Source organism: Kitasatospora sp. NPDC003701, from assembly GCF_053587085.1.
Genome location: NZ_JBSFNM010000125.1, coordinates 1 through 9,945, shown reverse-complemented (window position 1 = coordinate 9,945; position 9,945 = coordinate 1). Strand labels below are relative to the sequence as shown.

Annotated in this window: 1 protein-coding gene; it reads left to right on the top strand. The window is 75.4% G+C overall.

All coding sequences use genetic code 11. The annotated features are described in order from the left end of the window. Positions 1 to 15: 15 nt before the first annotated feature. The coding region (locus ACWDRR_RS43620) for an SDR family NAD(P)-dependent oxidoreductase (RefSeq protein ID WP_449777907.1) at positions 16 to 9,945 on the top strand (9,930 nt) is incomplete at its 3' end.

Genomic DNA, 9,945 nt, shown 5'->3' with positions numbered 1-9,945 from the left:
GCGTTGATGGAGCCGATGCTGGCGGAGTTCGCCGGCGTGCTCTCCGAGGTCTCCTGGGGCGAGGCGCGGTTCCCGGTCATTTCGAACGTCACCGGACGCCCGGCCGAACCGGGTCAACTGGCCGATCCCGCCTACTGGGTGGACCACGTCCGCCGTCCGGTCCGGTTCGCCGAGGGCATCGCCGCGGCGGCCGAACCCGGTGACGCGGTCTTCGTCGAGCTGGGCCCGGGTGCCGCGCTCAGTGGCGTGGTGGACGAGACGCTGGACGGCCGTGCGGTGTCGGTGGCCGCCCTGCGTGACGGTCGCCCTGAGGCGCACACGCTGCTGGCCTCGGTGGGCGAACTCTTCGTCCGGGGTGTCGAGGTGGACTGGGTGAAGACCCTGCCCGTCGGCGCCGGAGCCGCGCGCGTGGAGCTGCCCACCTACGCCTTCGACCACGAGCACTACTGGCTCCGGATGACGGCCACCGTGACGGACGCGGCGGCGCTGGGCCTGACCGGTGCCGGTCACCCGCTGCTGGGTGCGGTCGTCCAACTCCCGCAGTCCGACGGGCTGGTGTTCACCTCCCGGCTCTCCCTGCGGACGCATGCCTGGCTGGCCGACCACGCCGTCGGGGGAGTGGTCCTGGTCCCCGGTACCGGTCTGGTGGAGCTGGCGGTACGGGCCGGCGACGAGGTCGGCTGCGGCACACTCGGCGAACTGGTCATCGAGGCGCCGCTGGTGGTGCCCGAGCAGGGCGGTGTCCGGGTCCAGGTCGCGGTCGGCGGCCCCGATGCGAACGGCGCCCGCACGGTGGAGGTGTACTCGGCCCGCGAGGACGCCACGGACGCGTGGACCCGGCACGCCACCGGCACCCTGGCGCCGACCGCGCTCGGCGCCCCCGAACCGGCGTTCGACTTCACGGCCTGGCCCCCCGCCGGCGCGCAGCCGGCCGACATCGGGGACCTCTACCCCGACCTGGTCGCCCACGGCTACGCCTACGGCCCCGCCTTCCAGGGCCTGCGGGCACTCTGGCGGCGCGGCGAGGAGCTCTTCGCCGAGATCGCCCTGCCCGAGGACCAGCACGAGGAGGCCGACCGCTTCGGCATCCACCCCGCGCTGCTCGACGCCGCCCTGCACCCGGGCCTGCGGGACACCGTGGCGGCCGACGGCGACCGGACGTGGCAGCCGCTGCGCTGGAACGGCCTCGTGCTGCACGCCACGGGCGCGGCGGCGCTGCGGGTCAGACTGGCGCGGCTCGGCGCCGGCACGCTGTCGTTCGCGGCCGCCGACGAGACCGGTGCCGCCGTGCTGGCGGCGGACTCGGTGACGCTCCGCCCGGTCGCCGTCGAGCAGTTGGCCGCTGCGGCGGGGGCGACGGGCAGCGATGCGCTGTTCCGGGTGGAGTGGACCGAGCTGCCCTCGGCCGCCGCTCCGGCCGCCGTCGAATGGACCGCACTGTCCGGCGCGGCCGAGGTGGCCGGGCTGACCAGTGGCGCGCCGGCGCCGTCCGTCGTCGTCCTGGAGGCGGTCGGGGACGACGCACTGGCGCTGACCGGACGGGTGCTGGAGGCCGCGCAGGCCTGGCTGGCCGCGCCGGACCTCGAAGGCTCCCGCCTCGTGGTGCACACCCGGGGCGCCGTGGCCGCCGGTGGCGACGGCGCGGTGACGGACCCGGCGGCTGCCGCCGTCTGGGGCTTGATCCGGGTCGCGCAGGCGGAGAACCCGGACCGGATCGTGCTGCTGGACACCGACGTCGACACAGCCGTCGACTCCGTCCTCGGCGCCGTGCTGGCCACCGGTGAGCCGCAGGTCGCCGTGCGCGGGACGACGTTGTCCGCCCCGCGTCTGGTCCGGGCGACCGACACGGGCGGGGACGGCGTGGCCTTCGATCCCGAGGGCACGGTCCTGATCACCGGCGGCACCGGCTCGCTGGGTGCGCTGCTGGCCCGGCACCTGGTGACCGGGCACGGTGTCCGGCATCTGCTGCTGGTCAGCCGGCGCGGTCCGGACGCCGAGGGCGCAGCGGAGTTGGCGGCGGAGCTGGCCGGACTCGGGGCCTCCGTGACGGTCACCGCGTGTGACGTGGCCGACCGGGCGTCGGTGGCGGCGCTGTTGGCCGCGGTGCCGGCCGAGCACCCGTTGACCGGCGTGGTGCACACGGCCGGTGTGCTGGACGACGGTGTGTTCGGTGCGTTGACGGCGGAGCGGTTGGCGTACGTGTTCGGTCCGAAGGTGACCGCGGTGCGGCATCTGGACGAGTTGACGCGTGAACTGGCGCCGGAGCTGCGGTCGTTCGTGGTGTTCTCGTCGGCCGCCGGGGTCTTCGGTTCGGCCGGTCAGGGCAACTACGCGGCGGCCAACGCCTATCTGGACGCGGTCGCCCACCGCCGTCGCGCCGACGGCCTGCCCGCCGCATCGCTGGCCTGGGGCCTCTGGGAGCAGGCCGGCGGCATGGCCGCGCACCTCACCGAGGCCGACCAGACCCGGGTGAACCGGGGCGGCTTCCTGGCCATCGCCCCGGCGGAGGGCCTGGACCTCTTCGACGCGGCCCTGCGCACCGGCCGGGCCGTGACCGTGCCGATCAAGCTGGACCTGCGGGCCGTCCGCGCCGAGGCCGCGACGGGGCGCGGAGTCCTGCCGCTGCTGCGGAGCCTGGTGCCCGTCGGCCGGCGGGCCGCCCGGACCGCCTCCGGGCTGGCCGACCGGCTCGCCGGGCTGGCGGCCGCGGAGCAGGAGACCCTGCTGCTGGAGCTGGTCCGCACCCATGTGGCGACCGTGCTCGGGCACGCCGGGGCGGCGAACGTCAAGGCGGAGAAGGCGTTCAAGGACGCCGGCTTCGATTCGCTCACCTCCGTCCAACTGCGCAACCGGCTCCGCGAGTCGACCGGGCTGAACCTGCCCACGACCGTCGTCTACGACTACCCCACCCCGGTGGCGCTCGCCCGCTTCCTGCGCGAGGAGCTCGGCGACACCGCCGCTGCCGCCGCCGTCCCGACGGTGGTCGCGGCCGACCTCGACGAGCCGATCGCGATCGTCGGCATGGCCTGCCGGCTTCCCGGCGGCGTGGTCACCCCGGAGGACCTCTGGCGGCTGGTCAGCGAGGGCCGCGACGCGGTGTCCGGCTTCCCGGTGGACCGCGGCTGGGACGTGGGCGGCCTCTACGACGAGGACCAGGAGAACATCGGCACCTCCTACGTCGACCAGGGCGGCTTCCTGCACGACGCGGGGCTCTTCGACGCCGGGTTCTTCGGGATCTCGCCGCGTGAGGCGCTGGCGATGGACCCGCAGCAGCGGCTGCTGCTGGAGATGTCCTGGGAGGCGCTGGAGCGGGCCGGGGTCGACCCGGTCTCGCTGAAGGGGCGGGACGTCGGGGTGTTCTCCGGTGTGATGACCCAGGGCTACGGGATCGGCGGCGTCATCCCGCCCGAGCTGAGCGGGTTCACCGCCACCGGCTCCGCGATGAGCGTGGCCTCGGGCCGGGTGTCGTACGTGTTCGGGTTCGAGGGTCCGGCGGTCACCGTGGACACGGCGTGCTCCTCCTCGCTGGTCGCGATGCACCTGGCGGCCCAGGCGCTGCGGTCGGGGGAGTGCTCGCTGGCGCTGGCCGGCGGGGCGACGATCATGGCGACGCCGCACACCTTCGTGGAGTTCTCGCGGCAGAAGGCGCTGGCCCCCGACGGCCGGTGCAAGGCGTTCTCCTCGACGGCGGACGGCACCGGGTGGGGCGAGGGCGCGGGCGTCGTGGTGCTGGAGCGGCTCTCCGAGGCACGGCGCAACGGCCACCGCGTGCTCGCCGTGCTGCGCGGCAGCGCGGTGAACCAGGACGGTGCCTCCAACGGGCTGACCGCGCCGAACGGCCCCTCGCAGCAGCGGGTGATCCGCCGGGCGCTGGCCAACGCGGGCCTGTCCACCACCGAGGTCGATGCGGTGGAGGCGCACGGGACGGGCACCTCGCTGGGCGACCCGATCGAGGCGCAGGCGCTGCTGGCCACCTACGGCCGCGGCCGCCCGGCCGATCTCCCGCTCTGGCTCGGCTCGGTCAAGTCCAACGTCGGCCACACGCAGGCCGCGGCGGGCGTCGCGGGCGTGATCAAGATGGTGGAGGCGCTGCGGCACGGCGTGCTGCCGCCCACCCTGCACGTCGAGGAGCCGACGCCGCAGGTGGACTGGTCGGTCGGTGCGGTGGAGCTGCTGACCGAGGCGCGGGCGTGGCCGGAGACCGGCCGGCCGCGCCGGGTGGGCGTCTCCTCGTTCGGGCTGAGCGGGACGAACGCGCACCTGATCCTGGAGCAGGCGCCCGAGGAGGAGCCGGTCGCGGTCGAGGCCGCCCCCGACGGCGTGGTGCCGCTGGTGGTGTCGGCGGCCTCGGCCGGTTCGCTGGCCGGTCAGGCCGAGCGGCTGGCCGCCTTCGTCGAGGCGTCCGAGCCGGTGTCGCCGGTGGCGGTGGCCGGCGTCCTGGCGACGCGGCGTGCGGTGCTCGCCGAGCGTGCGGTGGTGGTGGCCGGTTCGCGGTCCGAGGCGCTGGCGGGGCTGGGTGCGTTGGCGCGGGGCGAGTCGGCGCCGGGGCTGGTGACGGGCAGCGTGTCGAGCCCGGGCCGGACGGTGCTGGTGTTCCCGGGCCAGGGTTCGCAGTGGGCCGGGATGGGTCGTGAACTGCTGGACTCCTCGCCGGTGTTCGCCGAGCGGGTGGCGGCCTGTGCGGCGGCGCTGGACCCGTGGGTGGACTGGTCGTTGGAGGAGGTGCTGCGCGGCGAGGCCCCGGCGGAGCTGTTGGAGCGCGTCGACGTGCTCCAACCGGCGAGTTTCGCGGTGATGGTGGGGCTGGCGGCCGTGTGGGCGTCGGTGGGTGTGGTGCCGGATGCGGTGGTCGGTCACTCGCAGGGCGAGATCGCGGCGGCCTGCGTGGCCGGTGCGCTCTCCCTGGAGGACGCGGCGCGGATCGTTGCGGTGCGCAGCCGGGTGATCGCCGGCAGCCTCGCGGGGCGTGGCGGGATGGCCTCGGTGGCGCTCTCCGAGGCGGAGGCCCTGGCCCGGTTGGAGCGTTGGGCGGACCGCGTCGAGGTGGCGGCCGTCAACGGTCCGACGTCCGTCGTGGTCGCCGGTGACGCCGAGGCCCTGGACGAGGCGCTGGAGGTGCTGGCGGCCGAGGATGTGCGGGTGCGTCGGGTGGCGGTGGACTACGCGTCCCACACCCGTCATGTCGAGGCGATCGAGGGCACGTTGGCGGAGGCCTTCGCGGACATCCGCAGTCAGGCGCCGCTGGTGCCGTTCTACTCCACCGTGACAAGCGAGTGGGTGCGTGAGGCCGGAGTGCTGGACGGCGGGTACTGGTACCGCAACCTGCGGAGCCAGGTCCGCTTCGGCCCGGCCGTCGCCGAACTCCTCGGCGAGGGACACACGGTGTTCGTGGAGGCCAGCGCGCACCCGGTGCTCGTTCAGCCGGTCAACGAGATCGTCGACGAGGCCGCGGCCGAGGCCCTGGTCACCGGGACGCTGCGGCGCGACGAGGGCGGGCCGCGCCGGCTGCTGACCTCGATGGCCGAACTCTTCGTGCGCGGCGTCGCCCTGGATTGGACCGGCGTCCTGCCCGTCGAGACCGCCACCGCCCAGCTGGACCTGCCGACGTACGCCTTCGACCAGCAGCACTACTGGCTGCAGACCGCCCCGGCCACGGATGCGGCCTCGCTCGGCCAGGCCACCGTCGACCACCCGCTGATCGGCGCGGTGGTGGAGGTCCCCGAGACGGGCGGCGTGCTCTGCACCTCCCGGCTCTCCCTGCACACCCACCCCTGGCTGGCCGACCACGCCGTCGGCGGCGCCGTGCTGGTGCCCGGTACCGGTCTGGTGGAGCTGGCCGTGCGGGCCGGCGACGAGGTCGGCTGCGGCACGCTGGACGAGCTGGTGATCGAGGCCCCGCTGGTGCTGCCCGAGCAGGGCGGCGTCCGGGTCCAGGTCACCGTCGGCGGCCCCGACGAGAGCGGCGCCCGCAGCGTCGGCATCTACTCCGTCCGCGAGGACGCGGCCGGCGACACCGGCGGCGACACCTGGACCCGCCACGCCACCGGCACCCTGACGGCGACGTCGGACGCCGGCGGCCCGGCGTTCGACTTCACCGTCTGGCCGCCCACCGGCGCCCGGCAGCTGGGCGTCACCGGCGGCTACGACCTGCTGGCCCAGGCGGGCTACGGCTACGGACCGACCTTCCAGGGCGTGCGGGCGGTCTGGCGGCGCGGCGAGGAGCTCTTCGCCGAGGTCGCCCTGCCCGAGGACCAGCGGGACGGCGCCGCCCGGTTCGGCATTCACCCCGCGCTGCTCGACGCCGCCCTGCACCCCGTCATGCTGGACGTGGCGCTCGGGGACCCGACGGGCGAGAACCGGTCGGGCGACGAGACCGAGGTGCACCTGCCGTTCGGCTGGAACGGGCTGCACCTGCACGCGGCCGGTGCCTCGGCCCTGCGGGTGCGCCTGGTGCAGTCCGATGCGCAGACCCTCGCCCTGGAGGCCGCCGACGAGACCGGCGGGCCCGTCCTGACGCTCCGCTCGCTGGTCTCGCGCGCGGTGTCCGCCGACCAGTTGGGCGGGGCCGGTGCCGAGGAGGGCCGGGACGCCCTGTTCCGGGTGGACTGGACGGAGCTCCCCGGCTCCGCCGCCCCGGGCCTGGAACTGCCCCCGGCGTGGGTGCCGGTGGCCTCCCCGGACCACGTGGCCATGCTGACCAACGGCTCGGGCGTGCCGCCCGTCGTCGTCCTGGACGCGGTCGGGGGCGACGCGCTGGCGCTGACCGGCCGGGTGCTGGAGATCGTGCAGGCCTGGCTCTCCACCCGGGGCCTGGACGCGGCGCAGCTGGTCGTGGTCACCCGGGGCGCGGTGCCCGCCGGTGGCGACGGTGCGGTGACCGACCCGGCGGGTGCCGCGGTCTGGGGTCTGATCCGGGTCGCGCAGGCGGAGAACCCGGACCGGATCGTGCTGCTGGACACCGACGCGGCCCCCGGTACGGACGTCGAACCGGTCCTCGCCGCTGTGCTGGCCACCGGTGAGCCGCAGGTCGCCGTGCGCGGGACGACGCTGTTCGCCCCGCGTCTGGTCCGGGCCACCGACGCGGGCGGGGACGGTGTGGCCTTCGACCCCGAGGGCACGGTCCTGGTCACCGGCGGCACCGGCACCCTCGGTGGCCTGCTGGCGCGGCGACTGGTGGCCGGGCACGGTGTCCGGCATCTGTTGCTGGTCAGCCGGCGCGGTCCGGATGCCGAGGGCGCAGCGGAGTTGGCGGCGGAGCTGGCCGGGCTGGGTGCGGCGGTGACGGTCACCGCGTGTGACGTGGCCGACCGGGCGTCGGTGGCGGCGCTGTTGGCCGCGGTGCCGGCCGAGCACCCGTTGACCGGTGTGGTGCACACGGCGGGTGTGCTGGACGACGGTGTGTTCGGCGCGTTGACGGCGGAGCGCCTGGCGTACGTGTTCGGTCCGAAGGTGACCGCGGTGCGGCATCTGGACGAGCTGACGCGTGAACTGGCGCCGGAGCTGCGGTCGTTCGTGCTGTTCTCGTCGGCCGCCGGGGTCTTCGGTTCGGCCGGTCAGGGCAACTACGCGGCGGCCAACGCCTATCTGGACGCGGTCGCCCACCGCCGTCGCGCCGACGGCCTGCCCGCCGCATCGCTGGCCTGGGGCCTCTGGGAGCAGGCCACCGCGATGACCGCCCACCTCGACACGGCCGAGGAGGCCCGGGCGGGCCGCAGCCGAAGCCGCTCGCTGGGGTCGGACGAAGGGCTGGACCTCTTCGACGCGGCGCTGCGCACCGACGAGGCGCTGCTCGTCCCGATCAAGCTCGACCTGCGGTCGATGCGCGCCGACGCGGCGGCAGGCCGTGAGGTGCCGTCCCTGCTGCGGGGGCTGATCCGGGTGGGCCGGCAGACCGCGCGGTCGGCCGCGGCGAGCGACGCCACCGGCGGGCTGGCCGGTCGGCTGGCCGGGCTGGCGGCGGCCGAGCAGGAGGCGCTGCTGCTGGAGCTGGTCCGCACGCACGCGGCGACCGTGCTCGGGCACGCGGGGCCGGAGGGCGTGAAGACCGACACGGCCTTCCGGGACTCCGGTTTCGACTCGCTGACCTCGGTGGAGCTGCGCAACCGGCTGCGCGAGGCGACCGGTCTGAAGCTGCCCGCGACGGTCGTGTTCGACCACCCCACCCCGCTGGCGCTCGCCCGCCACCTGCACAGCGAGTTCGGTGAGACGACGGGGACCGGAGCCTCGGCGCTGGTGGTCCCGCCGACGGCGGCGGTGGCCGACCCGGGCGAGCCGATCGCGATCGTCGGGATGGCCTGCCGGCTGCCCGGCGGCGTGGCGAGCCCGGAGGACCTGTGGCGGCTGGTCAGCGAGGGCCGGGACGCCATGTCCGGGTTCCCGTCCGATCGCGGCTGGGACCTGGACGGTCTGTTCGACTCCGACCCGGACAAGGCCGGTACCTCCTACGTGGACCAGGGCGGCTTCCTGCACGAGGCCGGGCTGTTCGACGGGGCCTTCTTCGGGATCTCGCCGCGTGAGGCGCTGGCGATGGACCCGCAGCAGCGGTTGCTGCTGGAGACCTCGTGGGAGGCGCTGGAGCGGGCCGGTATCGACCCGGCGACGCTGAAGGGCACCGACGTCGGGGTGTTCTCCGGCCTGATGGGCGCCGGGTACGGCTCGGGCAGCGATGTGCCCGCCGAGCTGGAGGGCTTCGTCACGACCGGCGCCGGCAGCAGTGTGGCCTCCGGCCGGGTGTCCTACGTGTTCGGCTTCGAGGGCCCGGCGGTCACCGTGGACACCGCGTGCTCCTCCTCGCTGGTGGCGATGCACCTGGCCGCGCAGGCGCTGCGGTCGGGTGAGTGCTCGCTGGCCCTCGCCAGCGGCGCGGCCGTCATGACCGGCCCCGGTGCGTTCGTGCAGTTCTCGCGCCAGCGGGGCCTGGCCTCCGACGGCCGGTGCAAGTCCTACGCGGACGCGGCGGACGGCACGGGCTGGGCCGAGGGCGCGGGTGTGGTGGTGCTGGAGCGGCTCTCCGAGGCACGGCGCAACGGCCACCGCGTCCTGGCGGTGGTGCGCGGGTCGGCCGTGAACCAGGACGGTGCGTCCAACGGGCTGACCGCGCCGAACGGCCCCTCACAGCAGCGGGTGATCCGCAAGGCCCTGACGGCGGCCGGGCTCGCCCCGTCGGACATCGACGCGGTCGAGGGCCACGGCACGGGCACGGTGCTCGGTGACCCGATCGAGGCGCAGGCGTTGCTGGCCACCTACGGCCGTGGCCGCGACCCGGAGCGTCCGCTCTGGCTGGGCTCGCTGAAGTCCAACATCGGCCACACGCAGGCGGCTTCGGGCGTGGCCGGTGTGATCAAGATGGTGCAGGCGCTGCGGCACGGCGTGCTGCCGCCCACGCTGCACGTGGACGCGCCGTCCTCGCAGGTGGACTGGTCGGTCGGTGCGGTGGAGCTGCTGACCGAGGCGCGGGAGTGGCCGGAGACCGGCCGGCCGCGCCGGGTGGGCGTCTCCTCGTTCGGGCTGAGCGGGACGAACGCGCACCTGATCCTGGAGCAGGTCCCGGAGGAGGAGCAGGTCGCGGTCGAGGCCGCCCCCGAGGGTGTGGTGCCGCTGGTGCTGTCGGCGAAGAGCGCGGGTTCGCTGGCCGGTCAGGCCGAGCGGCTGGCCGCTTTCGTCGAGACAGCCGGGGCAGGGACGCCGGGTGTCGCCGCCGCGCTGCTGGCGCAGCGGGCGCTGCTGTCCGAGCGCGCGGTCGTGGTGGCGGGGTCCTCCGAGGAGGCGCTCACGGGCCTGCGGGCGCTGGCGGGAGGGGAGTTGACCTCCGGCGTGGTGACCGGCTCGGGATCGGCGCGGACGGTCCTCTTCTTCCCGGGGCAGGGTTCCCAGCGGGTGGGTATGGGCCGGGAGTTGGCCGAGCGGTACCCGGTGTTCGCGGAGGCGTTCGACGCGGCGTGTGCG